The organism is Faecalibacterium hominis (ex Afrizal et al. 2022) (assembly GCF_049545105.1).
GTDB classification, from domain to species: Bacteria; Bacillota; Clostridia; order Oscillospirales; family Ruminococcaceae; genus Faecalibacterium; species Faecalibacterium duncaniae.
Map to the genome: position 1 here is coordinate 1,917,469 of NZ_CP186860.1, position 26,037 is coordinate 1,943,505.

At 52.9% G+C, this 26,037-nt stretch carries 20 protein-coding genes, 1 tRNA gene and 3 rRNA genes; 16 read left to right on the top strand and 8 right to left on the bottom strand.

What is annotated here, in order from left to right:
• The first annotated feature begins 148 nt into the window (after positions 1–148).
• The 11 genes from ACKXGA_RS09350 to ACKXGA_RS09400 all read left to right on the top strand — a co-directional run bounded on the left by ACKXGA_RS09350 (position 149) and on the right by ACKXGA_RS09400 (position 12,308).
• Positions 149–1,204 carry a LacI family DNA-binding transcriptional regulator gene (locus ACKXGA_RS09350; protein ID WP_186851179.1) on the top strand — a complete coding sequence of 352 codons (1,056 nt, stop codon included), beginning with the start codon at positions 149–151 and terminating at the stop codon, positions 1,202–1,204.
• A 17-nt stretch (positions 1,205–1,221) separates the two neighbouring features.
• Positions 1,222–1,872, top strand: a complete 651-nt coding sequence (locus ACKXGA_RS09355) for a YesL family protein (RefSeq protein WP_005934839.1) — start codon at positions 1,222–1,224, stop codon at positions 1,870–1,872.
• On the top strand, positions 1,859–2,476 hold the full coding sequence (locus ACKXGA_RS09360; RefSeq protein WP_423729350.1) for a hypothetical protein: 618 nt from the start codon (positions 1,859–1,861) through the stop codon (positions 2,474–2,476). The genes ACKXGA_RS09355 and ACKXGA_RS09360 overlap by 14 nt, the downstream gene beginning before the upstream one ends.
• A 36-nt stretch (positions 2,477–2,512) precedes the next feature.
• Positions 2,513–3,445: a carbohydrate kinase family protein gene (locus ACKXGA_RS09365; RefSeq protein ID WP_423729351.1), complete on the top strand. Its 933-nt coding sequence runs from the start codon at positions 2,513–2,515 to the stop codon at positions 3,443–3,445.
• Positions 3,446–3,448: 3 nt separating this feature from the next.
• Positions 3,449–5,278 (top strand): amylosucrase, encoded by a 1,830-nt coding sequence (locus ACKXGA_RS09370; protein ID WP_423729352.1) that lies wholly within the window; start codon positions 3,449–3,451, stop codon positions 5,276–5,278.
• 936 nt (positions 5,279–6,214) lie between these two features.
• The gene (locus ACKXGA_RS09375) at positions 6,215–6,550 is read left to right on the top strand and encodes a hypothetical protein (protein WP_423729353.1); all 336 of its coding nucleotides are present in this window, start codon (positions 6,215–6,217) and stop codon (positions 6,548–6,550) included.
• Between the two features lie 763 nt (positions 6,551–7,313).
• Entirely contained in the window at positions 7,314–8,306 is a 993-nt protein-coding gene (locus ACKXGA_RS09380; protein WP_423729354.1) for a hypothetical protein, read from the top strand.
• A 53-nt stretch (positions 8,307–8,359) separates the two neighbouring features.
• Positions 8,360–9,652, top strand: a complete 1,293-nt coding sequence (locus ACKXGA_RS09385; protein ID WP_423730398.1) for a VapE domain-containing protein — start codon at positions 8,360–8,362, stop codon at positions 9,650–9,652.
• A 212-nt stretch (positions 9,653–9,864) separates the two neighbouring features.
• Complete coding sequence (locus tag ACKXGA_RS09390) at positions 9,865–10,179, top strand: helix-turn-helix domain-containing protein (RefSeq protein ID WP_423729355.1); 315 nt, start codon at positions 9,865–9,867, stop codon at positions 10,177–10,179.
• Positions 10,180–10,191: 12 nt separating this feature from the next.
• On the top strand, positions 10,192–11,589 hold the full coding sequence (locus tag ACKXGA_RS09395; protein WP_423729356.1) for a site-specific integrase: 1,398 nt from the start codon (positions 10,192–10,194) through the stop codon (positions 11,587–11,589).
• 470 nt (positions 11,590–12,059) lie between these two features.
• Complete coding sequence (locus ACKXGA_RS09400) at positions 12,060–12,308, top strand: DUF6061 family protein (RefSeq protein ID WP_423729357.1); 249 nt, start codon at positions 12,060–12,062, stop codon at positions 12,306–12,308.
• Positions 12,309–12,563: 255 nt separating this feature from the next.
• On the opposite strand, the gene ACKXGA_RS09405 is transcribed toward ACKXGA_RS09400, so the two are convergent.
• From ACKXGA_RS09405 to ACKXGA_RS09415, 3 genes are all read right to left on the bottom strand, one after another.
• Complete coding sequence (locus ACKXGA_RS09405; RefSeq protein ID WP_423729358.1) at positions 12,564–12,932, bottom strand: hypothetical protein; 369 nt, start codon at positions 12,930–12,932, stop codon at positions 12,564–12,566.
• A gap of 179 nt (positions 12,933–13,111) precedes the next feature.
• Positions 13,112–13,777, bottom strand: a complete 666-nt coding sequence (locus ACKXGA_RS09410; RefSeq protein WP_423729359.1) for a sigma-70 family RNA polymerase sigma factor — start codon at positions 13,775–13,777, stop codon at positions 13,112–13,114.
• Entirely contained in the window at positions 13,761–14,591 is an 831-nt protein-coding gene (locus tag ACKXGA_RS09415; protein WP_423729360.1) for a helix-turn-helix domain-containing protein, read from the bottom strand. Before ACKXGA_RS09415 ends, ACKXGA_RS09410 begins: the two co-directional genes overlap by 17 nt.
• A 249-nt stretch (positions 14,592–14,840) precedes the next feature.
• Between ACKXGA_RS09415 and ACKXGA_RS09420 the strand changes: the two genes are divergently transcribed.
• The 5 genes from ACKXGA_RS09420 (at position 14,841) to ACKXGA_RS09440 (ending at position 20,334) form a co-directional block, all read left to right on the top strand.
• On the top strand, positions 14,841–15,542 hold the full coding sequence (locus ACKXGA_RS09420) for a CHC2 zinc finger domain-containing protein (RefSeq protein WP_423729361.1): 702 nt from the start codon (positions 14,841–14,843) through the stop codon (positions 15,540–15,542).
• 73 nt (positions 15,543–15,615) lie between these two features.
• Positions 15,616–16,932 (top strand): DNA primase family protein, encoded by a 1,317-nt coding sequence (locus tag ACKXGA_RS09425; RefSeq protein WP_423729362.1) that lies wholly within the window; start codon positions 15,616–15,618, stop codon positions 16,930–16,932.
• A 374-nt stretch (positions 16,933–17,306) separates the two neighbouring features.
• The gene (locus tag ACKXGA_RS09430) at positions 17,307–18,572 is read left to right on the top strand and encodes a plasmid recombination protein (RefSeq protein ID WP_423729363.1); all 1,266 of its coding nucleotides are present in this window, start codon (positions 17,307–17,309) and stop codon (positions 18,570–18,572) included.
• A gap of 42 nt (positions 18,573–18,614) precedes the next feature.
• A complete protein-coding gene (locus ACKXGA_RS09435; protein WP_423729364.1) occupies positions 18,615–18,929 on the top strand; it encodes a helix-turn-helix domain-containing protein in 315 nt (104 codons plus the stop codon).
• Between the two features lie 16 nt (positions 18,930–18,945).
• Positions 18,946–20,334 carry a site-specific integrase gene (locus ACKXGA_RS09440; RefSeq protein ID WP_423729365.1) on the top strand — a complete coding sequence of 463 codons (1,389 nt, stop codon included), beginning with the start codon at positions 18,946–18,948 and terminating at the stop codon, positions 20,332–20,334.
• 162 nt (positions 20,335–20,496) lie between these two features.
• Here the strand turns inward: ACKXGA_RS09440 and ACKXGA_RS09445 are convergent.
• From ACKXGA_RS09445 to ACKXGA_RS09465, 5 genes are all read right to left on the bottom strand, one after another.
• Positions 20,497–20,572, bottom strand: a tRNA-Lys gene (locus ACKXGA_RS09445).
• Between the two features lie 38 nt (positions 20,573–20,610).
• Positions 20,611–20,727: ribosomal RNA gene (gene rrf, locus ACKXGA_RS09450) — 5S ribosomal RNA — on the bottom strand.
• Positions 20,728–20,851: 124 nt separating this feature from the next.
• A 23S ribosomal RNA gene (locus tag ACKXGA_RS09455) occupies positions 20,852–23,688 on the bottom strand.
• 271 nt (positions 23,689–23,959) lie between these two features.
• Positions 23,960–25,470, bottom strand: a 16S ribosomal RNA gene (locus tag ACKXGA_RS09460).
• The 16S, 23S and 5S rRNA genes sit together here with 1 tRNA gene alongside, the layout of an rRNA operon.
• Positions 25,471–25,742: 272 nt before the next feature.
• Positions 25,743–25,946, bottom strand: coding sequence for a hypothetical protein (locus ACKXGA_RS09465; RefSeq protein WP_423729366.1), 204 nt, complete (start codon positions 25,944–25,946; stop codon positions 25,743–25,745).
• Between the last annotated feature and the right edge of the window lie 91 nt (positions 25,947–26,037).

A 26,037-nucleotide genomic window follows, 5' to 3' on the forward strand; every position in this document is an offset into this window, starting at 1 on the left:
ATATGCAAAATGATGATTTGCATTTTTACGTTTGACTAATTTGTGCATTTGCACTATACTGGAGTCATAAAGAACAAGATCCGTCACCAGACTTTATCTATAAAAGAAAGAACATCCGCTCCTATATTATAAAGAAAGAGGATGACTTATGGCAACCAAGGTCACCATTCAGGATATTGCAAACGAACTGCAGCTTTCCCGCAACACAGTTTCAAAGGCCATCAACAACACCGGTGTGCTGGCAGATGCCACACGGGAGAAGATCCTGCGCAAAGCCGCCGAAATGGGCTATAAGCAGTTCGCCTATCTGCCGCTGTTTCAGGAAGACGCTGCAAAAGCAGCAGAGCCTTTCATTCTGCCGAGTGACAAACGGGAGATCGCCATGCTGACGACCCAGTTTCTGAGCAGCTCTCACTTTTCCTCCACGATGCTGGATCGTTTCCAGTCGGAAATCAACCATCTGCACAGCGGCATGACCATTCATCGCATTTCTCCCATAGAGCTGAAAGAGAAAAAACTTCCATCTTCTCTCAACATCCAGCGCACAGCCGGCATCATCTGCTTTGAAGTATTCGACTATGACTACGCACAGATGCTGTGCGATCTGGATGTTCCGCTGCTGTTTGTAGACAGCCCTGTGATGAATATGCGTCCTCCTCTTAAAGCTGACCGCCTTTATATGGAAAACCGCATTGAAATCCAGAATGCGGTGACCCACATGGTCCAGCGCGGCAAAAAACGCATCAGCTTCGCGGGGGATAAAAACCACTGTCAGTCCTTCTTTGAGCGTTATATGGCTTATAGGGATGCAGTGGAGTATTTTGGTCTGACAGAGGGCCTGAGCACCTGTGCGATGCCATCTGGACAGCAGAACTATCCGGCATCCCTGTACGAAACCATCCGTCGGTTCAAAACGATGCCGGATGCCTTTGTCTGCGCCAATGACTTTGTTGCCATGGATCTGGTCAAGGCATTGAATGAGCTGGGGTATTCGGTCCCCGATGATATCTGGGTCTGCGGCTTCGATGACAGTCAGGAGGCTTCCTACTTTGCCCCCCGTCTGACTTCGATCCATATCCATGGACAGATCATGGGCTACACCGCTGCCAATCTGCTTATGACCCGCATCGAAGAGCCATCGCTGAACTATCGCACCGTCTATACGGAAACCAACCTGATCCTGCGCGAATCCACAGGAGATTGAGCGAAAGGAGAACCCCCATGCGTGACCTGTGCAATACGGACAAGCCGTTGTTTGCTGTGCTGACGAAATTGACTTACAGTGCTTACCTGAACATCTTATGGCTCGTGTGCAGCCTGCCCATCGTTACCATAGGGGCTTCTACGACCGCATTGTTCTACGTCACGCTCAAAATGGCGGAAGATCGGGACGATGGTCTGACCCGGATGTTTTTTAAGGCGTTCCGGGAAAATTTTAAGCCTGCCACAAAACTCTGGCTTATCCTGCTGGCAGTCGGCAGTTTCCTGGCTGCGGATGGCTTTGTGCTGCGCCGAATGTGGAGCGAAAACATTTTCTGGACGCTGCTCACTGCAGTGCTTATTGGTGCGGCAGTTCTGTACGGCATCGTTCTGCTGTATGCCTTTCCTCTGCTGGCACGGTTTGAAAACACCACCTTCGGCATCCTGAAAACAGCGTTTCTCGTGGGTGTCCGGTATCTGTTTTGCACCCTGCTGATGGCGGCGATCTATGGCATCATGGGGTACGTCATAGTGTTTGTGTTCACGCCTGCATTCCTGCTGGGCATGGGTTTCTGCGCCATGCTCTGCTCCTTTCTGATGCTTCGGATCCTCTATCTGATCGGTGGAGACCCTGATGCAGTACACGAGGAATACGACCATGACGAAAACTGACCTGGATACGCTCCGCTCTCTCCATGGGCGCAAAAAGTGGGAGCACATCTGGGCATATTACAAGCTGCCCATTGCGATCGTGCTCATCGTCGTCTATATCCTCGGGTATGCAGCCTACCGCCATGTGACGAAAAAAGAGGATGTGCTTTACCTTGGTCTGGTAAATATCACTGCCGGGTCTGATCTGACGGAACAGCTTACCACCGGCTTTGCCGAGGCGCAGGGTCTGACCAAAAAGCAACAGGTCGATCTGCTGTCCGGCTTGCTGCTCAGCGAGAGCGAACGCGCAGAGGAGCAGTATGTATATGCTTCAGAGATGAAGCTGCTGGGCGCAGTCAGTGCCCAGCGGTTAGATGTTGTTCTGATGGACGAATATGCACGGGACCGACTGTTGGCAGATGATTATTTTCTCGATCTGCGGACGCTGGATGCGTCTTTCCATGCACTGCCGGGTCTGAACGCCGGTGGGACCGTGCTGGATATTTCGGACACGCCGTTTGTCAGGCAGGCAGGTTTTTCTGGCAAAGTCTATCTTGGGGTAGTGCAGAATGCACCACACCCGGAGCGTGCAGCCGCTTACATTCATTATCTGTTCCAGCGGTGATCGTTGGGTTTCACATCAAGAATAAGGAGAATTATCATGGACATTGTAACGATTGGTGAAGTTTTGATTGACCTGACCCAGACCGGCAAGGATACGCGCGGCATCCCTCAATTTGCCGCAAACCCCGGCGGTGCCCCGGCAAATCTGGCGGTGGCTGCCGCCCGGCTGGGCGCACAGACCGCCTTTATCGGCAAGGTGGGTGCGGATGCCTTTGGCCGCTACCTGAAAGAGGTTCTGGCAGAAAATAAGGTAGACGTTTCCGGCATGGCGGTGGATGCAGACCACCCCACCACCATGGCGGTGGTCTCGGTGGATGCCACCGGTGAGCGGGATTTCAGCTTCTACCGCAGCGCCAATGCCGATGTGATGCTGAGCAAAGAGGACATTTCGGAGGGCGCTCTGAAAGCTGCCAAAATCGTCCACTTCGGCTCGGTCAGCCTGACCGCAGACCCTTCCCGCACCGCGACACTGGACGCCGCCGCCCGTGCCAAAAAGCTGGGTGCTGTCATTACTTATGACCCCAATTACCGTGCCAACCTCTGGAAGAACAAAGAGGAAGCCATTGCCCAGATGAAAGCACCCCTGCCGCTGGTGGATATTCTGAAAGTTTCCGATGAAGAACTGCCCCTGCTCACCGGCACCACCGACTGCGAAAGCGGCACAGCCCAGCTTGCCCAGAACGGAATCCGGCTGATTTTTGTCACCTTGGGTGCAAACGGCGTATTCTACCGCTTTGGAGAGAAAACCGGCCGTGTGGCTGGCGTTCCCTGCAAGGTGGGCGACACCAACGGCGCAGGCGATACCTTCTTTGGTGCGGCACTTTCCAAGCTCTGCAAGGAAGAGCTGGACACCCTGACGGTGGACAAGCTGGAAGGCATTCTGGCTTTTGCCAACAAAGCGGCCAGCATCACCACCAGCCGCCACGGCGCTATCCCCGCCATGCCCACCCTTGCAGAAGTGGAGGGCTGAACCATGGCAGCGAAACAGGAATTTGAGTCCCGGTTTGCCAAGCGCAAGGACGAACTGGAATGGTTGTTCATGGAACTGTACCACAACCGGGAAGGGCTGGAGGTTCTGGAGCGGGAGATGGTAGAAGCCTACAACGCCCGCAGTGCCGAGCTGAAAACACTGGACAAGGCGCGCTCTGCCGACCCGGAGTGGTACAAGCGGGGCAATATGTTCGGCATGACCATGTACACCGACCTCTTTGCCGGAAATCTGAAAGAACTGGCAAAGAAGCTGCCCTACCTCAAGGAGCAGAAGCTGACTTATCTGCACCTGATGCCCCTGCTGCAGATGCCCCACCCCCACAACGATGGCGGCTATGCGGTGGAGGATTTCGACACCGTAGACCCTGCCCTTGGCACGAACAAGGATCTGGAAAACCTGACCCGTGAGCTGCGCAAGGCGGGCATCAGCCTGTGTCTGGATTTTGTCATGAATCACACCGCCAGTACCCACCGCTGGGCCATGGCGGCAAAGGCGGGAGACCCGTGGTTTCAGGCCTATTACCACCTCTACGAGGACCGCACCATCCCCGACCAGTACGAGCAGACTGTGCCCCAGGTGTTCCCCAACACCGCGCCCGGCAACTTTACATGGTGTGAGGAAATGCACAAGTGGGTGCTGACCACCTTCCACGACTATCAGTGGGACCTGAACTATGCCAACCCGGCAGTGTTCGTAGACATGACCAAGAGCATCCTGCATCTGGCAAATCTGGGTGTAGAAGTGTTCCGCATTGATGCGGTGCCCTATATCTGGAAGCAGCTGGGCACTACCTGCCGCAATCTGCCGCAGGTGCACACCATTGTGCGGATGCTGCGCATGGTATTGGAATGCGTCTGCCCGGCGGTCATCCTCAAGGGCGAGGTGGTCATGGCTCCCAAGGAGCTTGCCGCCTACTTCGGCACCCCGGAAAAGCCGGAATGCCACATGCTCTACAACGTGTCCACCATGGTCAATCTGTGGGGTGCCCTTGCCAGCCGGGACACCCGGCTGCTGAAAGCGCAGTTGGATGCCCTCCACGCCCTGCCGAATAACTGCTGGTTCGTGAACTATCTGCGCTGCCACGATGATATCGGCTGGGGTCTGGACGAGGCGGTGGAAAACCGGCTCGGCATCGACCCGCAGAAACACAAGGAATATCTGTACCACTTCTATGAGGGCAACTTCCCCGGCAGCTGGGCAAAGGGTGAGCTGTACAATTACGACCCCGCTACTGGCGATGCCCGAAGCTGCGGCACCACTGCCAGCCTGTGCGGTATCGAACAGGCACTGGAAAAGGACGATAAAACCGCACTGGACTACGCGGTGAAGCGTGACCTGCTGCTGCACACTGCCATGGCATTCTTGCAGGGCTTCCCCATGCTGAACTGCGGCGATGAGATCGCCCAGCGCAACGGCTGGGATTACAAAAACGACCCCGACCGTGTGGAGGACAGCCGCAATTTGCATCGCAGCAAATTCAACTGGGAGGACGCAAAGCAGCGCACCCAAAAAGGCACGTTGCAAAACCGGCTGTGGCAGGGCATGGAGCAGCTGCGCCAAATGCGGGCAGATCCCTGCTTTGCCCCGGATGCGTGGGTGACCACATGGGACAGCCACAACCCCGGTGTGCTGGCGCTGATACGCAAGCGCGGCGAGGAAACGCTGGTGGGACTGTTCAATTTTACCGAGTACCCGGCAGGGGCCAGTCTGGACGCGCTGGGCGGCGAGTATCACACCCCGGAGGGCACTTCCGTCTGGCTGGCGGATGTGGAACTGGAACCCTATCAGGCGCTGTTGGTAAAAAACAAATAAGTAAAACGAGCCATCCGGCTCTCTCTTTTCGCCAAAGTTTTCAGAGCATTTTCTCGCAATCTGCCGAAAGTAGCGTGTTTTCAAAACTTTTTGTTGACACGGCTCGATTTTTGTGGTAATCTATCCCAACAATTTAATATAACATATTTATTTAGAGTTCCAGCTCGGCTCCCGGAGGAGCCGGAGCAAGTTTTTGACTTTCTTATCGCTACATAGCAAACCCGAACCAAGGCCATCCCGGAAAGGATGGTCAGGTTCAGGTTGTTGTGTGGCGATTTTTTATTGCCAAATCCAGCACTGAACCTTGAAAACAGAAAGACCGTCTGCATGGGATACCCAGCGATGACCCCGCAAGGGAGAGCCGGAAAACGCCGCCGGAAGGGGGCAGGAAAGCCATGCAGGGAGAACGGCGCACCCAATATCAACTGGTCAAAATGGCCAGTTGATGTGGTGAATGACACAAAGCGTCATTTCCCAGAAGGATCTTCTGCGTTATGGCTCACCTCATGTAGACATTTTGTCCACACGAGGTGAATTGCCGCAGCCTAAATCAATGTGGACAAATTGTCCACATTGACTCTGTCCGTGTTACAGCTGACCTCGACTTGACATTTTGTCAAGCCACGGTGAAATCCGGTAAGTGCTGCTTTTCAGTACTTACCAAATGACCGTAACACGGTCGCTCTGTGGTGGGTTACGAAAACCGTAACTCACCACTTGGAAGTGGTAAATGGACAAATTGTCCACTTACCACCCAGCTATAACGCACAGATTTTAGTTGGTGATCATTTTTGATCACCAACCAGACAATCGTAACGCTTTATTGTGCGAAAGTGGCTGTTACCATTTTGATAACCGCCACGCATCTGTAACGTTTGGGCAAATAATGCTTTTCATTATCCACCACACACCCGTAACAACCAAAGGAGGATTTCTATGACAACAGAACAATGGGAACGCGAAAATCAGGACACTCTGATGGAATATTTCATTGATGGCGACCCCAGTGTGCGCAGAATCCAGTGTGAATACTGCCGCAAGGTCATCTACACCCAAACCCGAAACCGCAAATATTGCAGCTTTCAGACCTGCGGTCACAAGATGTTGAATCTGCGGAAAAGCCTTAAAAAGCGTGCCGAACGTGGAACGTACACCTGCGCTTGCTGCGGGGAGCAGTTCTTACCGATCCGGGCAGATGCCAGATATTGCAGCAATGCCTGTCGGCAGAAAGGCTACCGCCAGCGTAAAGCGAAGGCTGCTTCTATCCTGTAAAGGGGTGCTTCCCATTTTGGAAAATACTACTTTACCGTAACGCCTAATTGCTCACCCCCAAATCCCCACAGTGGGAATTTGGGCTGTCCTCTGAAATCAAGTTCCGCTTTCCGTAACTTGATTTTAGCCGTAACGAAGCCACCGGAGTTATCATTTTGAGAACTTCGGTTTTATCTGTAACACGTCACCCCCCACTCCGTAAAAATCAGGTGCCGCTACCCGGCACTTGATTTTACCGTATCGCCTCAAGGTCGTTGAAAATCAGGTTGCCAAGAGGACAACCTGATTCTACCCGTAACAGAATCAGTGGGTCAAAATGGCCCACTGAAAAAGCCGGACGAGCTGTCCATCGGGACAGCTTGCCCGGTGCAAGAGTGCAGAGGATGCAGTCCTTTGCCCCAGTGATATGATGCTGTGCGTCATATCCTACTGGGTATTATCTGGCGCAAAACGGCGGCAGATCCAGCAGCTCCGCTGCTGCGCTTTCCCCGCCAAGCTGTTGAAACGGAGGGATGTCTAGCTGAAATTAACACGACACAACGGACGAGCCGGAGCACACGGCACTTACAACCCCAAGCACAATGACCGCAGTTTCAACCTTGCTAACAGTGAGCACATCGACCCGGAACGAGCCAAGGGCAACATCTACTGGGACTGTTTCCACGGTTTCCGTTCGGCTCTCACTCCACCTGACCCGGACGATTTAGCCGCGACCTTCTCGGAGGTAGAACGACAATTTTACGAGAGCCGCTATTCCAATTTTGTGGAAAGCCAGAACGAGCGCAACGCCAAGATCCGGCACACGGAGCGCAACCGCTCCATTCCTGACCTGCTGTCCAGCCGTAAGACCTGCCCGGAAGAGACCATCTACCAGCTGGGAACGCTGGATGAACACGCTTCGGCGGAGGACTTGCTGAACATCGTCACCGAGTTCATTGACGAGTTCAAGTCCAAGTTTGGCGACCATGTTCATGTGCTGGACTGGGCGTTGCATCTGGATGAAAGCACTCCCCACATCCATGAGCGTCATGTGTTCGACTGTGAGAACAAGTACGGCGAGGTTGCTCCCCAGCAGGAAAAGGCATTGGAAGCACTGGGATTCGACCTGCCCGACCCGGACAAGCCCCTCAGCCGCCGCAACAACCGCAAGATCACCTTCGATGCCGCCTGCCGGAAAATGTTGTTTGAAATTGCAAAGCGGCATGGGCTGGATCTGGAGGAAGAAGCGGAGTACGGCAGCCGCAAATATCTGGAAAAGCAGGACTTCATCCTTGCCAAGCAGAAGGAGCAGCTTGCCGTCCAGCAGAACAAGCTGGACGAACTGACCCTGAAAGTTTCGGATATGGAGACCCTTCTGGATGATGTTTCGGCAGCAGCCTATGACAAGGCGGTGGAGGTCGTGACGGATGTGGTGCGTATCGAAACTCGGAAGGAAGATATGCGGATGATCGAGGACACGAAGAAGTGGGTGCTGTCCCCGGAGCGTAAGGCTCCCAAAGCCACGAGGGAATATGCCGCCCACCGTCTGGACACTGTGCTGGACAAGTTCCTCAAGACCATGCAGACCACCGCTGCCCGCTTGCAGGAGAAGCTCCTGAGGCCAGAAGTCCGGCAGAAGGGCAAGGAGCAGGTCAAGGAAAAGGCACGGGATTCCGTTCTGCAACTGCTGAACCGCTTGCAGGCGGAACAGACCCAGCGGAAGCCCGGAGAGCAGCATACTGCGGAGAAATCAGAAACACGAGGTGATGTTTATTGAGCAAAGAAGCCAACGAAGAACGCACTCCACGAACCGTTGGAGATGTGAAGGAAATGCTCACCAAGCACTCCAACGGAGAGATCCAGCGGACGATTCAGAACTGCATCACGATTTTGCAGAACGACCATGTGCTGGCCGATGCCATCCGGCTGAACCTGTTGAGTGAGCGCATCGACATCGTAAAGCCTGTGGGGTGGCCCCGCTCCGGCAAGACCCTGAACGACACCGACATGAAGTATATCCTGCGGAGGATGGAGAAATACGGCATCTCCAGCGAGAAGAAAATCGAATCTGCTATCCGCATTGTTGCCAATGAGAACCGCTACCACCCCATCCGGGACTACCTGAACGGCCTGCAATGGGACGGCACGGAACGGATAGCCCACGTCCTGCACCACTTCCTCGGTGCTGCGGAGGACGAGTACACTTGCGAAGCCATGAAGATCTTCCTGCTGGGAGCCATCAAGCGGGTATTCCAACCGGGATGCAAATTTGAAACTATGCTCTGTCTGGTAGGCGGGCAAGGTGCTGGGAAGTCTACTTTCTTCCGGCTGCTGGCTGTCAAGGATGAATGGTTCTCGGATGACCTGCGGCGACTGGACGATGACAACGTGTACCGTAAGCTGCAAGGTCACTGGATCATCGAAATGTCGGAGATGATCGCCACCGCCAACGCCAAGAGCATTGAGGAGATCAAGAGCTTTCTCAGCAAGCAAAAGGAAACCTATAAAGTCCCCTACGAGACCCATCCTGCCGACCGTCTGCGCCAGTGCGTCTTTGCTGGCACGACCAACCGGCAGGATTTTTTGCCCCGTGACCGCACAGGCAACCGCCGCTTCGTTCCTGTCCCGGTAGATGCAGAACTGGCCGAAGTCCACATTCTGGACAACGAGGATGAATCCCGTGCCTATATCGACCAGCTCTGGGCAGAAGCTATGACCATCTACAACAGCGGCAGCTACAAGCTGGCGTTCAGCCCTACCATGCAGGAAACGCTGCAAGCTCACCAGCAGGACTTCATGCAGGAAGATGCACAGGCTGGAATGATCTACGCCTTTCTGGAGGACTACACGGGTGACCGGGTGTGTTCCAAGCAGCTTTACGCGGAAGCACTGGGCAACACCAATATCCCGGCAGAGTGGGAGACCCGTGCTATCTGCGAGATTATGAACACCGGAATTTCGCGCGGCGATATCCAAGGCTGGCAGGCTCACAAGACCGCCAAGCGTTACCCGAAGTACGGTGTTCAGAAAGGCTGGGAGCGCGTAACCAGCCCCGAAACCGGGGCTGAAGATTTCTCCGAAATAACGGATGCGGAAGCCCAGCAGCTGGGCTTTCCCTTCTGACGAGCAGCGGTTACACGTCTGGTTACAGATTCGGTTACACCTCAGTTACGGCGCAAAAGCCGCATAACCGCTGCGTTTTCCTCTTTCTGTAACCATGTAACCTTAAAAGAATAAGAAAAAGTATAAAGTGCATCGGACAGCCTGTGTGCAGAAAAAGAGAGTTTTCCTACCCGGTTACAGGCGTTCGGTTACAAGGAATTGGAGGTCTGCCTATGAATATGAATCGGCCCGACATGACCGAAGATGTGAAATATAAAGATTATACGAATAAGTCCTTGCAAATGGACTCGAACCTCGCTACAATGGAGATGTCTAAATCCCCTGCCATTGGATCTTCTGACCAGACCAAAGCAGCCAAGCACGAACCCCTTGTTTACCGGGTAGAGGAGATTGCCCAGCTTTTGGCGATTTCTCCCCGTGCGGCGTACAACCTGTGCAACACCACGAAGGATTTCCGGGTACTACGCATCGGCACCAGCATCCGGGTGAACAAGCAGAGTTTCGACAGCTGGTTTGCGGCGGTCTGAGGGAGGTAATCTATGGCATCTATCATGAAGCGCGGAGATTCCTACTCCGTCCGTTATAAGTACAAAGACCATTCCGGCAAACCCTGCGAGGGATGGGAGAGTTTCAAGACCAGGAAGGAGGCGCAGGAGCGGAAGATCACGGTCGAGAAAGAATTGCTGGACGGCACATTCCTTGTCCCCGACACCATGACGGTGGAGGAGATGCTGTACAAATGGATCCCGATCCAGTCCACCAAACACAAATGGTCTCCCAAGACCTACACCCAATCTGTGGCGATGGTGCAGAATCTTATCGTGCCGTATATCGGGAAACGGAAGGTGCAGGAACTGCGAACCTACGACATCGAGAAGTTCTATGCTACCCTTGCCAAGACTCCCTGCGGGCAGTACGTCCACGGCGTAAAGCAGCCCCTGACTAATAAGCAGAAGAAGCGGCTGCTGTCCAGCACCTCTATCCACGAAGTCCACACGCTGCTCAAGACCGCATTCTCCTATGCGGTGGAATGGGACTTGATCCACAAGATTCCCCTGCCCCGTGATGCCCCCAAGGTCAATATCGAGGAGCGCACCATCTGGGACGAGAAAACCATGCTGGCAGCGTTGCAGACCATCGAGAATCCTGCCCTGCATCTGGCGGTGCACATGAGCATGATCCTTTCGCTCCGTGAGGGCGAAATTCTCGGCTTGCAGCCGAGTGATCTGGACTTTGATGCCGCCGATGGGCGTGGCACCATCTCGGTCAGCAAGACCATGCAGCGAGCCAACAAGGACGCTCTGGAAAAGCTCGATCCAAATCAGGTCTACTACACCTTCCCGGACAGGCGTGAGGGAAGCAAATCCTCCCTCATCCTGAAAAAGCCCAAGACCAAGAAGTCCAACCGCATCCTGTATATGACCAAGCCTCTGAAAGCCGAGCTTCTGGCATGGTTGGAAAAACTCAAGCAGGACGAGCAGAACGCCCCAGAAAAGTACAACAACTGCGGGCAACTATTCCGGCTCCCGGATGGTCTGCCCATTGCGCCGGAGCTGCTGACAAAGTGGTACCGCCTGTGGAGAGCCGAGCACCCGGAGTTTGAGCAGATCGTGTTCCACGGTCTGCGGCATTCCAGTGCCACCTACCAGCTCTTGCAGTCGGACGGTGACTTCAAGTCGGTGCAGGGCAACACAGGTCATTCAACGGCATCTGTCCTGATGGACACCTATGCCCACACGCAGGACAAGCCCCGGTTAGAGCTGACCGAGAAGATCGAAGCAAACTTCTACTCCCAAGACCTGACCCCAGCAGCATCCCAGCCCCGGCAAAACGAAAAGCCGGCGGCAACAAAAATCTCCGGTAAGGAGATCCTTGAAGCCATCCAGCTGATGGACGCAGACGAACGCAGAGAATTGACGAGAGCCTTGTTCGCCTAAAATTTCTTCTTTTTATGCAAAGGAAAGCAGGCTGTGCAAACCTTGCGCAGAAAAGCCCCTGATTCGGGCAAATGTGCAAACGGTGTGCAGAAAGTGTGCAGCCGCTTTCCTACATAAAGAAAAAACGCCAAATCTTACGATTTGACGTTCAAAATCTGGTGCACCTCCAGGGACTCGAACCCTGGGCCCACTGATTAAGAGAGCAAGCCGCCGGTTCGTCTCAATTTATGGAAGTTTCGAGTCATCGTTATTTTTGAGCAAAGCAGCGTAGTTTTTCACCCGGCAATTTCTGCACCCTTTGTCGGATTTTGCAACGAAAAGCACCTTCTGCACGTTTTGAAACCGTGCAAAATCCGTGCAGAAACCGTGCACTTACTCTCCGACAAATAAAATCACCCTATCCCCCATCGACTTGACGGCATTGGTTTGAGTGACCGCACGCCAAAAATCAAGTCTTGGAGGATACGACTATGACGAAACTGCTCTCCTGCCGCTACAACATGGACACCAACCGGGTGGAAGCCCGGTCCGAGGATGGCACCACTCTTGCCATCGATTGCATCGCCGTGGAGGACGAATACGGCAACACTCCGGTTCAGCGGACGGAACTGGACTGGCTGCTCTACAATAAGCCCTTGGAGTACGCACAGCTTGTACTGGGTGGAGGGTTGGAGCATTATCTCTCGCTCGGCTGCGAACATGGCAGATTAGAAGATTGACCTTTAATTAGAATATTCTAAACAGCCCCCTACTTGCAGTCGTTGCAAATAGGGGGCTGTTGATTATTAGCTACACACTCTAACCACGTTTTTTCTTTTCAACAAGCATTCCGATAATAAACGAAAGTAAGAAAACGAGCAGCCAAATCAAAACTCCATAGTGTGTCTTGAGCTGCCATACTTTTCCTATATACATATCCGGCGTGATTTTTGTGGCGTTTATTTTAATAATGAAATCGCCCAACACTTGTCCAATCAAAATTCCTGCCCAGTTTCCAGCCGTTGTAATAAGAGCCGCTTTATACATTTCCAGAAAACAGAAAGTAACGGATCCTCATCGGCAAGGTGGTAGGTACTCATATGAAATTTTATATGTACCCGTTTTGTTGCTGTAACCTTTCCGATGATTCTTGTTCCATTTTTCAAAAGTTCTGCCTTTTTATAGTCAGAAATAATCGCCAATCCGATAATTATACCTGCTACAATCCATGCTAATATCGCAGCCACCCAAATACCAGACTTACACGCTCCAACCGATATAATTGCCGCCACGAACATTCCGACATATGCCATTGTATGAATAAGATCTTTTGAAAAAAACATTTTATCTCGTGTAATTTTCATAAAACGGCATCCTCCTCAAATCCTACAGTCGGTAATCAGCGGCTCCGTGAAATCAACGTTCCTTAGATACTTAGATTTAATCCTATTTTGTTTCATCCGTCTACAAAATTTCTCAAAATCGTATAGTTGCACATAAATTCCCATAAAGCTTGTAGCACAATCACGATTTTTCTTTTCATTCAATCAAACCACCACGGCAGTTCCAGCCACAGGTTATCCATGGCCTGTTCCTCGGTCTTTTTGGCGCGGCCTTTTGTCAGGTGAAAGTATATCGCCGTGCCGATCAGCGGATGTTCCTCGCCATCGGTAAAGCCATAGCGGTACAGCAGATAGGTCTGTTCCCGCTGGGTCAGCCGTTTCAGACCATCGTACAGTTCCCGGCGCGATTCCTGTTCCTCTATAATGCTCTGCGGCTGCATGGCATAAGGGTCGGCTATGGCTTCGATGCGCCGCAGCTGCTCTTCTCCCGGCAGAACATCATCCAGCGAAACGCGCTGGTAGCAGATACCGTCCTTATCCTCCGTCACCATCCGCTGTTCAAAAGTGGCAAAGGCATCCCGTACCATGTCCATCATGGCGTTGCGAATGGCAGGAGCCGCATAGGTCAGGAACTTCATGCCGCGCGCCGCATCAAATTTCGGCACGGCTTTCCATAAGCCCAGATTCCCCGCCTGTTTCAAATCGTCCGTGTCAAGATTCAGACCGGACTGTGCCAGATTCATACTGCGGAAAAGGTCATTTGCCACCTTGCCGATAAAGGACTTGTTGTTGTCGATCAGGCTGTCCAGTGCGGCGGCATCGCCTTTCTGCGCCAGCGCACAAAGCCGTTCATTCGTCTGCTTCATGGGCGTTTTCCTGCTCTGCGGCAGACTGCAAGATTCCCAGCAGACCGTTCCGCAGCTGTTCCAGTGCTTCCGGCGTAGCTCCCTCCATGCCCGAAACACTGTCCAACATTGCATCCGTCAGCTGCTCTGCCGTGATTGTTGGGTGCTGCACATCCTGCCCCTTGGTCAATTCGGTGAACATCTTCTCTGCCACTTTCTTACTCATAGCTTCCTGTTCGGCGTAATGGCTCCCGATACCCTTTTTGATCTCCTTGACCGCTGCCATGAAATACATCTCAATGTCATCAAGGTCGCCTTGGTACACAGGCTTTCTCCGAAGGCTGATGTCCTTTGCAGCCTTGGCTGCTTCCGGGGTCTTGACCTTTGTGCGCAGAAGGGTACTCAATGTCGTGAGCATAGCGTTCTGTGCTGCGATGCCGGATGCAAAGGTATCATCAAAATACTGCGCTATGCGGTAAGTAAGCTCTGCAAAGCGGGCGTTTTCCAGCAGCAGGTTGACCACCTCTGCATTGATGCGCCCTGTGTAGAGGTTCTTTGCGGCTTCTACGGACAAGCCCAGTTCGGCAATGTCGTAATTTTTGCGGTCAGGGATGTTGGTTTCTCCCAGCAGAAAATCCGTGGACACGTTGAACAGCCTTGCAATTTTCAGCACCTGCTCATGAGTCAGGGTTCCCTTTACACCGCTGATAAAGCGGCTGATGGTGCTCTTGGAGCAGCCGATTTCCTTGGCAAGCTCCGGTTGGCTTATGTTGTGCTCTTTCATCAAGTCCGCAAGACGGACGTTGGATGGTGCGGGCAGATATTCCTGTGCCATGTAGTCGGCCCTCCTTTTTGATCTTTTTCCTCATTATAATACGCTCTGCCGTTTTGTTCAATATACGGTTTCCTCTCCACCCTTGCTGTTGTAGCCCTGCAACCAGTGAGGGCTTTTTTCTTTTTCCGTTGCAGTTCTGCTGCTTTTTTGCCTTTCCTGCAAAATTTCCCGTATATTCAGGCAGGAAGCAAAAAACACCAGAGTTCCCACTTTGGGGTACTCTGGTGCAACACACGAAACAAAGGAGAAATGCCCTTGAGCCTGTATCAAACCGTCAAGTCCGCCATCACCGTTCGGCAGGTGGGAGAGATGTACGGCATGGAGCCCGACCGCCATGGCATGGTGTGCTGTCCGTTCCACTCCGACAACCACCCCAGTATGATGCTGAACGACACCTATTATTATTGCTTCGGCTGTGGAGCCAACGGAGATGCCATCGACCTCACCGCCAAGCTGTTCGACCTGAACCCACGGCAAGCCGCCGAGAAGCTGATAAATGACTTCGCGTTTGCGAAGCAATGCAGTCCCCAGTGGGGACTGCAAGTGACAGAGCGGTCTTGCGTCAGCAAGATGGAGGGGCCTCGCCCCGACAAGCTCTGGCTTGACCCGGACAAGCCGCCCGCCAATGCCATCGCCCTGCCGCCGCCCAAGCGTGGCCTGACGGACGAGCAGTGGGCAGACATCGCCTACTGCCTGCGGGTGCTGACCGATTATCTCGACCTGTTGCACGACTGGCGAGAGCGTTACAAGCCCGCCACCCCGGAGGAACCGCATGACCCACGGTTTGAAGAAGCCCTCCACACGACCGAGACCATCGAGCACCTGACGGACTGCGTTGCATTTGGGACGCCCCAGCAGACGGCCGATGCCGCTGCACGGCTGCTGTCCGGGTCGTACCTGCTGATGCTGGAGGAGCGCACCGACCGCCTTGCTCTGGCAAAGTGCGCCTGACAATTTATTCACCTGAAGTGGTGGGTCTCACGGTGAGACCCACCACTTCACTTTTCTAAAGGAGAACCACCCTATGAAGAAAAACATTTCCCGCAACCCTTTATGGCCGGACTGGTACAACGGCAAGAAGATCGATGAAGTCCAGTTTGGCCGTGCCTTTCTGGAACAGTGGCCGCTGAAATGCGTCAACGGAACGCTGTACACGCTGGACGGCCCGGTAGAGGATGAGAGCGAGATCAAGCAGCGCATCTTGGAGAACATCGAGGAATATGTCACCTCCGGCCTGTCAAAAAAGATCACCAACATTCTGGAGACCATCAAGCTGCTGGCCTTTTCCGACCCGTTTCCCATCGAACAGGACTGCATCCACCTCCAGAACGGCGTGTACCATCTGCCGGATGGCTCTTTTCAGGAGAGCCGCCTGTTCTGCCAGAACCGCCTGCCTGTGAAGTATGACCCCAAAGCCGCCACCCCTGACCGCTGGCTGACCTTTCTGCACGAGCTGCTGGACGATGCCGACATCCCTACCTTACAGGAATATCTGGGCTACTGCCTGATCCCCAGCACCAAGGGACAGAAGATGATGCTCATCGTTGGCAAGGGCGGCGAGGGCAAGTCCCGCATCGGACTGGTGCTGAAACGGCTCATGGGGGATGCCGCCAGCAACGGCAGCGTCCAGAAAGTGGAGAACAACCGCTTTGCCCGTGCCGATCTGGAACGCCGCCTGCTGATGATCGACGATGATATGGATATGAACGCCCTGCCTAAAACGAATTATATTAAGACCATCGTGACTGCCGAAGCCAAGTTGGACTTGGAGCGCAAAGGTGTCCAGAGCTACCAGCGGGACCTTTACGCCCGGTTCCTCTGCTTCGGCAACGGTGCGCTGACCTCGCTGTACGACCATTCGGATGGCTTCTTTCGTCGCCAACTCATCCTGACCACCAAGGACAAGCCTGCTGACCGCACGGATGACCCCTTCCTTGTGGAGAAGATGTGCGCCGAGTTGGAGGGCATCCTGCTGTGGTGTCTGGAAGGACTGCACCGGCTGGTGCAGAGCGATTTCCACTTCACGGTCAGCGAACGAGCCGCCGCCAACGTGGACACCATCAAACGCAGCAGCAACAACGTCATCGACTTCATGGAGTCCGAGGGCTACTTCCGCTTCAAGGCGGACTACTCCATCAGTTCCAAGGAGTTCTACGACATTTATAAGCAGTGGTGCGAGGACAACGCCTGCCACAGCGTATCGGCGATTCGTTTCAGCGCAGAGCTGCGCCAGAATGACCGCCGCTATAACCTTGAAGCCACCAACAACATCTACCTGCCCGGTGGCCGCAGGGTGCGGGGTTTTGTAGGCATCGAGCCGCTTGTCCACCCCTGCCCGTAAAAAGTGCATTTTTTCACGGAAGAAGTTCGTACAACCTGTACGGTCTGTACTTGTACGCACCTGTACGGTAGATTTTAAGAAAATCAAGCGTTTTATCGCTTGTATTTTGCTTGTCTGTACACCGTACGAACCGTACAGGTTATTGAACTCCGTACGCAATTTTTTCAGATGCGTACGGAGCAATCAAGTTCGCATTGTGCGAACTTGATTGTAGCTCTCCCGCAGGAGACGTTCCCCCTCGGAGAGTCCTCGAAGAGCCCACTACACTTTGCAGCCCATAGGGATGAAAGTGTCATAGTGGGTTATTACACTTCCGGGGAAGTGCATCTCCGTCCCCGTCACCTTCCTCTGAACCCCGAAAGGAGGGATGCCCTTTGGCAAGAAACGATGGCGTTGACCGCACCAGTGTCCGAAATCTCGCCGTTTCGGACAAGGCCGTTGGCAACACCCAGCAGCACAATGAGCGTGAAAAGGACAGCTATCGGAACCCCGATATTATCCCCCAGCGCGCTGCATGGAACGTCCACTTCAAAAAGCCAACCGCCAGCTACACCGACCTGTTCGCCCAGTTGGAAGCCGATGGAACCATCTCCACGCGCGGCCTGAAACCGGATGCCACCCACTACTGTGAGCTTGTCTTTGATGTCAACTCAGCCTACTTCGACAACCACGGCGGCTACGAGTTCGCCAAGCAGTTCTATGCGGATGCCTACAAAGCTGCTGTGCAGATTGTGGGTGGTGAGCAGTATATCCTCTCGGCAGTCATGCACGCCGATGAGATCAACCGTGCCATGACCGAAGCATTAGGCCGCGAAGTTTACCACTATCATCTCCATGTGCTCTATGTGCCCGTGGTGGAAAAGCAGATCCTCTGGTCGAAACGCTGCAAGGACAAGGCACTGGTCGGCACCGTCAAGGAGACCGTCATGCAGGTCAGCCGAAGCAAGAAGTGGGCTTCCAAGCCCCTGCTGGACGATGCCGGAAAGCCTGTGCTGCAAAAGAACGGCAAACCAGTCCTGAAGAAGTCGTACAGCATCCTGCAAGACGATTTCTTCAACTATATGCGTACTGCCGGGTACACGGATGTGGAGCGCGGTGAGCGCGGCAGCACCGAAGAACACCTGACCGTCACCCAGTTCAAAGTCCAGCGGGAACAGGAACGGCTGGACACCCTGACCACCCAAGCCGACCAGCAGGCACAATCGCTTGCTAAAACCAGTCAGACCCTCTCCCAAAAGGAGAAAGAACTTGCCTCCATTCAGAAAAAGACCACGCTCACGAAAGAAGCCCTCATTCATGCGCGTGATCTGGATTATATCGGCAAGCGCACCTTCCTCGGCAACTACTCGCTGACCGAAGAAGAATTTTCCAAGCTGAAAAAGCAAGCCGACCACGGCTATATGATGGACATGGAGAACCGCCGCTTGAAAGAAGAACTTTCCACCGCCAAGAAGGAGGCCGTTCGTTGGAGCAACAAGTACCACGACCTGTGGTACGACATGAAACCCTATCTGGATGCTCTCCACCGTGCGCCCGAACTGGTGCGTGGCTTTCTGGAAAAGATTCTTGCCCCCAAGCAGGAGCACACCATGAATGTGCCGCAGCAAAACCGTAAGCGTGGGCAAGATGTAGAACTTTAAGCTGAATTTTTAGATGATATGACAATATAAGGAGCAACGCTTATGGATTTTGACCGTAATTCTATGACCGTCCCTGTGCAATCTTCCGATTATACGAAAAAGTTCTTGCAAAAGGGCTCGAATCCCACTACAATGGAAGTGGTCACTCAAACCAATGCCGTCAAGTCTCCGACTGACAGCCCGGCAACCACGAAACTGGTGTACACGGTGGAAGAGATCGCACGAATGCTGGCCATCAGCCTGCGCTCTGCTTACAATCTGTGCAACAGCACTACCGAATTCCGTGTCCTGCGAGTAGGCGGAAGCATCCGTGTGCCGAAGGACAGCTTCGATGCGTGGCTCTACCGGGCAGCTTGATAAGGAGGCAAACAGTATGGCATATATTACGAAGCGCGGCAACTCTTACAGCGTCCGCTACACCTACGAAGATGAGCACGGCAAGAGCTGCGACAAATGGGAGAGCTTTCCCACAAAAGAGGAGGCAACGAACCGAAAAAAGCAAATCGAGCATGAACTGGCCGCTGGCACTTTCCTGATTCCGTCCTCGGTAACGGTGGCAGAGTTCCTGATGGACTGGCTGCCGAAACAGTGCAGCAAGCACAAGTGGGCACCCAAAACCTACGAATCCAACCTTTCCACCATTCAGAATCTCATTATCCCCTATATCGGTAGCATGGAGATGCAGAAGCTCAAGCCCTACCACATGGAGAACCTCTACACGACCCTGAGCAAAACGCCCTGTGGTTCGTATATCGAGGGCAAGAAGCAGGAACTGACCGAAAAGCAGAAGCAGCGTTTCCTTTCCGGCACAACGATCCATGAGGTGCACCGGCTGCTGGGCACTGCCTTCCAGTATGCCGTAGAGTGGGGCATCCTTGTCAAAAGCCCTGTTCCCGTGGACAGCCCCAAGAAGTCTACGCAGGAGCGCACCATCTGGACGGTAGAGGAAATGAGGGCGGCTCTGGACAGCATGGAGGACCCCATCCTGCATCTGGCAGTCCACCTCACACTGGTGGGCGCACTGCGAGAGGGCGAGATCGTAGGTCTGACCCCGGAAGACTTCGATTTTGACGCAGCAGATGGCATCGGAACCTTCCGTATCAACAAGTCCATGCAGCGGGTGCGGAAAGAAGCCCTAAATCAAGTGGACGATGGCTGCATCATCAAGATATTCCCGGACAAGCTGGAGCGCAGCACCACTTCCCTCATCCTGAAAAGCACCAAAACCGCATCCTCCTGCCGTACCATCTTCATGACCTCTGCACTGAAAGAGGAATTGAAGAAGTGGCTGAATCAGTTGGCGGCAGACGAGATGAAAGACCCGGCACGCTACCATGATAGCGGAATGCTGTTCCGTCTACCCAATGGTCTGGCAGTGGAGCCGGTGCTGATCCGCAAGAAGTTCCTCAAATGGCAGGATGCCCACCCGGAATTCCCCCGCATTGTGTTCCACGGTTTGCGGCATTCCAGTGCCACCTATCAACTGATGATCTCCGGCGGCGATGTGAAAGCCGTTCAGGGCACCACAGGGCACGCCACGGCGGATATGCTGGTGAACACCTACGCTCATATCCAGCAGTCCTCTCGTGTAGAACTGGGCAGGAAATTTGAGGAAGGGTTTTATGCTAAACAGGAAAGCCCCAGCCCGCAGGCTGTACCCGCCGCAGGCGAACCGACCATCTCCATGACCGCTCTGCTGGAACTTCTGAAGGACGCAGACCCCGAAGTAAAGGCGCAGCTCCGTCTGGCTCTGCTGACCTGATGCAAAATTTACCACGCATTTCAAAGCAATTCCAGCCCATGCAGAGGATTCCCACGAAAACGCCGACCGTGCAAAAACCGTGCATTGACCGTGCAAGCCCCGATTTTTCGGGGTTACATAACAAAAAAGAACGTCAAATCTTACGATTTGACGTTCAATATCTGGTGCACCTCCAGGGACTCGAACCCTGGGCCCACTGATTAAGAGTCAGTTGCTCTACCAACTGAGCTAGAGGTGCATATTGTCGAGATGCGGTTTCAAACATCCCGACATTTGAGTCGGCGACTACCTATTTTCACGCGCCGTTTCCAGCGAACTATCTTGGGCACGAGTGAGCTTAACTTCTGTGTTCGGAATGGGAACAGGTGGAACCTCACCGTCATCGTCACCGACCAATATGACTGGTTCAGTATAACATTTCTGTTTTACTTTGTCCAGTATTTCTTGAAGGACGTGCCTTCAAAACTGAATAATCACTGCTCACATTTTATCATTGACTTGAGAATTCAAGCGAATTGTGGTCAAGCCCTCGATCTATTAGTACACACTTGCTGAATGGATCACTCCACTTACACATCGTGCCTATCAACCTCGTAGTCTACAAGGGATCTTACCTGATTGAATCAGTGGGATATCTTATCTTTGGGTCGGCTTCACGCTTAGATGCTTTCAGCGTTTATCCGATCCGTACGTAGTTGCCCAGCTATGCTCCTGGCGGAACAACTGGTGCGCCAGAGGTACGTCCGTCCCGGTCCTCTCGTACTAGGGACAGCTCCCATCAAATATCCTGCGCCCACGACAGATAGGGACCGAACTGTCTCACGACGTTCTGAACCCAGCTCGCGTACCGCTTTAATTGGCGAACAGCCAAACCCTTGGGACCGAATACAGCCCCAGGATGCGATGAGCCGACATCGAGGTGCCAAACCTCCCCGTCGATGTGGACTCTTGGGGGAGATCAGCCTGTTATCCCCAGGGTAACTTTTATCCGTTGAGCGATGGCATTTCCACTCACATACCACCGGATCACTAACTCCAACTTTCGTTACTGCTCGACCCGTCAGTCTCGCAGTTAGGCTCGCTTCTGCGTTTGCACTCTTTTGCTTGATTTCCGTTCAAGCTGAGCGAACCTTTGAACGCCTCCGTTACTCTTTAGGAGGCGACCGCCCCAGTCAAACTGCCCACCTAACAATGTCCCCCGACTCGATTCAGAGCCGCAGGTTAGAATTCCAATATCGCAAGGATGGTATCCCAACGGCCTCTCCGCCAAAGCCAAAGCCTTGGTTTCCCAGAGTCCCATCTATCCTGTGCATGCAACATCGAAACCCAATATTAGGCTACAGTAAAGCTCCATGGGGTCTTTCCGTCTTGTCGCGGGTAACCGGCATCTTCACCGGTACTACAATTTCGCCGGGCGGGCTGTTGAGACAGTGCCCAAATCATTACGCCTTTCATGCGGGTCAGAACTTACCTGACAAGGAATTTCGCTACCTTAGGACCGTTATAGTTACGGCCGCCGTTCACTGGGGCTTCGATTCAATGCTTGCACATCTCCTCTTAACCTTCCAGCACCGGGCAGGCGTCAGCTCGTATACGTCATCTTTCGATTTAGCACAAACCTGTGTTTTTGGTAAACAGTTGCTTGGGCCGATTCTCTGCGGCTCCATCTCTGGAGCACCCCTTCTCCCGAAGTTACGGGGTCAATTTGCCGAGTTCCTTAACAACCCTTCTCCCGTTGGCCTTAGAATCTTCTTCCTACCTACCTGTGTCGGTTTGCGGTACGGGCACCTCAGAAATACACACAGCTTTTCTCGCCATCTTCCATCTCAGACTTCGGTACTAACTTCCCTCGATCTCTACCGGAACCAACACCCGGCTCTGAGACTTCATATGTGTCCCTGTGCTTAACTCTTTTGGTGGTGACGGAATCTCTACCGTCTGTGCATCGGCTACGCCTTCCGGCCTCACCTTAGCTCCCGACTAACCTGGAGCGGACGAACCTTCCTCCAGAAACCTGAGGCTTTCGGCCATGCAGATTCTCACTGCATTCGCGCTACTCATTCCGGCATTCTCACTTCTATACACTCCACAGCCGCTTGCGCTACTGTTTCTCCGCGTATACAACGCTCCCCTACCCAATACACTTACGTGCATTGCCTAAGCTTCGGTGTCAGGTTTAGCCCCGTTAAATTCTCCGCGCAAAGACGCTCGACCAGTGAGCTATTACGCACTCTTTGAATGAGTGGCTGCTTCTGAGCCAACATCCTGGTTGTCTGCGTATCTTCACATCGTTTTCCACTTAACCTGACTTTGGGACCTTAGCTGTAGATCTGGGCTGTTTCCCTTTTGACAATGACATTTATCTGACACTGTCTGACTCCCAAGCATCAATACTCTGGCATTCTGAGTTTGATAAGCTTCGCTAACCTCTCGGCCGCTAGGCTATTCAGTGCTTTACCTCCAGGTATCTAACTTGAGGCTAGTCCTAAAACTATTTCGGGGAGAACCAGCTATCTCCGGGTTCGATTGGAATTTCTCCGCTACCCACAGTTCATCCGCCGCCTTTTCAACGGAGGTCGGTTCGGTCCTCCATGGAATTTTACTTCCACTTCAACCTGACCATGGGTAGGTCACCCGGTTTCGGGCCCATTATATGCAACTTAACGCCCTTTTCAAACTCGCTTTCGCTTCGGCTCCAGACCTTAAGTCCTTAACCTTGCTGCATACAATCGCTCGCCGGACCGTTCTACAAAAAGTACCCTATCACGCTTTGACGCGCTCTAGGTGCTTGTAGGCACAGGGTTTCAGGTTCTTTTTCACTCCCCTCCCGGGGTGCTTTTCACCTTTCCTTCACAGTACTATACGCTATCGGTCACTGGGTAGTATTTAGGGTTGGAGGGTGGTCCCCCCGTATTCCGACCAGGTTTCACGTGTCTGGCCGTACTCTGGATCCTGCGCAGCTCTCTCCGTTTTCACCTACGTGGTTCTCACACTCTCTGACCGGCCTTCCCATGCCGTTCGGTTAACAGATTAAGTCTTAAAAGCAGTCCGTACCCCGAAAGTATTTCTACTCTCGGTTTGCCCTCTTCCGCGTTCGCTCGCCACTACTTACGGAATCTCGTTTGATGTCTCTTCCTCGCCCTACTTAGATGTTTCAGTTCAGGCGGTTCCCTCAATACACCTATTTTAAATTTCAGTGCATTGTACCTGAGTATGAACCCAGGTGAGTTTCCTCATTCAGAAATCTCCGGATCAATGCTTATTTGCAGCTCCCCGAAGCTTATCGCAGCTTATCACGTCTTTCATCGGCTCCCAGTGCCAAGGCATTCGCCCTGCGCCCTTGTTCGCTTGACCTTTCAAACGTTCTTTCAGAACATTTGGTATCCTCTTGATTCTCTCTTTTGCCAACGAAGATTATTGTTACCCTTCCTTTTGAAATTGCAATATTTCTTAAAAGAACTTACTATAATCTTTGTTTCGCAGTTATTATTCAGTTTTCAAGGTACGTCTTTGAGTGTCCTTTTCAGGGCCCTCAAAATCGAACAATATCTACTCTGCTTGTATCTGTCACCTGTTCCAGATGGCTGACCATCTTTGATGTTCTTCCATCTGCCTGACTCCTTAGAAAGGAGGTGATCCAGCCGCAGGTTCTCCTACGGCTACCTTGTTACGACTTCACCCCAATCACCAGTTTTACCTTCGGCGGCGTCCTCCTTGCGGTTAGACTACCGACTTCGGGTCCCCCCGGCTCTCATGGTGTGACGGGCGGTGTGTACAAGGCCCGGGAACGTATTCACCGTGGCATGCTGATCCACGATTACTAGCAATTCCGACTTCGTGCAGGCGAGTTGCAGCCTGCAGTCCGAACTGGGACGTTGTTTCTGAGTTTTGCTCCACCTCGCGGTCTTGCTTCTCTTTGTTTAACGCCATTGTAGTACGTGTGTAGCCCAAGTCATAAAGGGCATGATGATTTGACGTCATCCCCACCTTCCTCCGTTTTGTCAACGGCAGTCCTGCCAGAGTCCTCTTGCGTAGTAACTGACAGTAAGGGTTGCGCTCGTTGCGGGACTTAACCCAACATCTCACGACACGAGCTGACGACAACCATGCACCACCTGTCTCCTTGCTCCGAAGAGAAAACATATTTCTATGTTCGTCAAGGGATGTCAAGACTTGGTAAGGTTCTTCGCGTTGCGTCGAATTAAACCACATACTCCACTGCTTGTGCGGGCCCCCGTCAATTCCTTTGAGTTTCAACCTTGCGGTCGTACTCCCCAGGTGGATTACTTATTGTGTTAACTGCGGCACTGAAGGGGTCAATCCTCCAACACCTAGTAATCATCGTTTACGGTGTGGACTACCAGGGTATCTAATCCTGTTTGCTACCCACACTTTCGAGCCTCAGCGTCAGTTGGTGCCCAGTAGGCCGCCTTCGCCACTGGTGTTCCTCCCGATATCTACGCATTCCACCGCTACACCGGGAATTCCGCCTACCTCTGCACTACTCAAGAAAAACAGTTTTGAAAGCAGTTTATGGGTTGAGCCCATAGATTTCACTTCCAACTTATCTTCCCGCCTGCGCTCCCTTTACACCCAGTAATTCCGGACAACGCTTGTGACCTACGTTTTACCGCGGCTGCTGGCACGTAGTTAGCCGTCACTTCCTTGTTGAGTACCGTCATTATCTTCCTCAACAACAGGAGTTTACAATCCGAAGACCTTCTTCCTCCACGCGGCGTCGCTGCATCAGGGTTTCCCCCATTGTGCAATATTCCCCACTGCTGCCTCCCGTAGGAGTCTGGGCCGTGTCTCAGTCCCAATGTGGCCGTTCAACCTCTCAGTCCGGCTACCGATCGTCGCCTTGGTGGGCCATTACCTCACCAACTAGCTAATCGGACGCGAGGCCATCTCAAAGCGGATTGCTCCTTTTCCCTCTGGTCGATGCCGACCTGTGGGCTTATGCGGTATTAGCAGTCGTTTCCAACTGTTGTCCCCCTCTTTGAGGCAGGTTCCTCACGCGTTACTCACCCGTTCGCCACTCGCTCGAGAAAGCAAGCTCTCTCTCGCTCGTTCGACTTGCATGTGTTAGGCGCGCCGCCAGCGTTCGTCCTGAGCCAGGATCAAACTCTTTATAAATGATATTTATCACTTAAAAAGTGTTAAATCTTCTTCGCTCAGCACGCAATCGCTTGCGTCCTGTGTGAATTACTTTGTTTGGAATTGTTTAACGTGTTTTTCCAACACGAAAATAGGTTCCGTTACAAGTTTTTCGATATTGTTCAATTTTCAAGGTCCTGTGCGCCTCAGCCTTTGCGGCTGACGACTTGATTATTTTACCACAGAAGTGATTTTTTGTCAAGCACTTTTTTCAGAAGCTTTTCGATCTTTTCGAACTTGTGGCTCGTTTTTCAACGTATCCATATTGGTTCTTTCGCTTTGCTTCTGCCGCTTTCAGAAGTCATTCTTTCCGGCGACCCTTGGCGCTCAAGTATAATACCACATCCCCAGCCTTCTGTCAACACTTTTTTGCATCTTTTTTGAGTTTTTTCTATATTTCGCAAAAGGAGTGCTTCCGGGCAGGTTTTGAACCCCTCCGAAATGGCCACGGCCATTTCGTCTCCCCTTTGCCAAGGGGAGAGCTCTTGCAGTTTCCGGGGTGGTGTTATATTATATAATTACATTATAGAGCGGAGGAGACCCCAA